Annotated in this window: 2 protein-coding genes; both read right to left on the bottom strand. The window is 34.1% G+C overall.

Annotated elements, in window-relative coordinates; genetic code table 11:
* Window positions 1-71: 71 nt before the first annotated feature.
* Window positions 72-650 (bottom strand): Crp/Fnr family transcriptional regulator, encoded by a 579-nt coding sequence (locus CHU92_RS00085; protein ID WP_094411389.1) that lies wholly within the window; start codon window positions 648-650, stop codon window positions 72-74.
* A gap of 150 nt (window positions 651-800) precedes the next feature.
* Window positions 801-1,376, bottom strand: coding sequence for a class I SAM-dependent methyltransferase (locus CHU92_RS00080; RefSeq protein ID WP_243389526.1), 576 nt, complete (start codon window positions 1,374-1,376; stop codon window positions 801-803).
* Between the last annotated feature and the right edge of the window lie 42 nt (window positions 1,377-1,418).

Here is a 1,418-nt window from a genome sequence, read left to right as displayed (position 1 = left end):
ATTTTATTGATTTTTAATCAATTATGTTTTTTGTCGTGTACTAAAATAATTAATATATGACCAAAAACAGTTTATAGTTTGCCTATTATTCTTTTTCTAATTCTGCTCAAAGATTCGGGCTTAACGCCAATATAACTTGCCATATGATATTGCGAAACTCTTTGAAATAAGTCAGGTCGTGATTTCAAGAGTTTTAAATATCTCTGTTCAGGCGTGTCGGTATGGTAAGAGGTCATTAATTGTTGTTGCTCAGCAAAAGATTTTTCAACCACAACTCTGGCTAAGGTTTCAAATCGAGGAAATTTCTTAAATAATTCTTGAGCTTTTTGTTCGTTGCCTATAACTAATGAAGTATCTTCCATACAAACCAAATTATGAAATGATGGTGTATTTTGTGTTAAACCATTCAATGAAATAACCCATTGCCCTTCGGTAAAGAAATTGGTTGTTTTTTCCTCTCCGTCAATCACGCAATATTGTCGTAGGCATCCTTCAAGAATAAAATAAGTGTCGATTGAAGTTTGTCCTTCCTTAATCAAAAAAGTGTTTTTCTTGAGATTGGTTACTACCATTCCTTCTTCCAATGCTTTTTCTTCGTCTTGGTTAAGAGTAGTAATTTGAGAAAAGTATTTTACGATTTTATTTTCCATTCAGGATGTGTCTTTTAAGCTGCCGCATAACGGTTTCGGGCTTTGCGTTCGGGCGGGTTTCGGAGCACAAAACTGTCAACCAGCACTGAACTTGAATAGAAGCACAAAGCCCCAAGTTTGCACGTCACCCCGCCTGACGCAAAACCCGTGTTAGCGGTTCGTTGTTTTAAAAGTCATTAATATGGTATGTATTTCAACCTCTGTTTCAGATCTTTTGAAATCTACTTTCATTAGCGTAGGTACCCCAAATTTGTGATTGAAGAGCTGTTGTTTTAATTCGTCTAGATTATAATAATAGAAGAAACTTCTATCACCAGTACTTGCTGTTTTATAGTCAGATTTATCAGGGTCACCTTCAACAAAACTTAAATATAATAACCCGCCTTCATTAAGAAGTTCATAGCAGTCATTCAAAAATTTATTACTATCTAAATGGGAAATATATGGTAAAACAAAGCCACTTATAATGCCATCGAATTTACCCTTGATTTCATTTATGTTTCTAATGTCCATCTGGAGAAACTGCCCATTAGGATTATTTATCTTTGCAAGTTCTATCATATTCGGAGCAACATCGATTCCAAGTAAATCAAAGTCTTTGCGCTTGTTTAGCAAGTATTTTGAGATATTGCCAGGACCACAGCCTAGTTCAAGTATTTTAGCATTTTGAACTTTGATTGAGTTACAAATAAAGTCATAGGTGCTGTCATATAAATCTAAATTCAATCCTGTCCTAAATAAAATTTAACACTATCAAACTTAACCATT

This window comes from Flavobacterium cyanobacteriorum (assembly GCF_002251835.1).
In the GTDB taxonomy this organism is placed as follows: Bacteria; Bacteroidota; Bacteroidia; order Flavobacteriales; family Flavobacteriaceae; genus Flavobacterium; species Flavobacterium cyanobacteriorum.
This window is presented reverse-complemented; position numbering and strand designations above follow the sequence as displayed.

Excerpts from the sequence above, each read along its gene's own strand:
- CHU92_RS00085 (WP_094411389.1), bottom strand. The coding sequence starts at position 650 with ATGGAAAATAAAATCGTAAAATACTTTTCTCAAATTACTACTCTTAAC.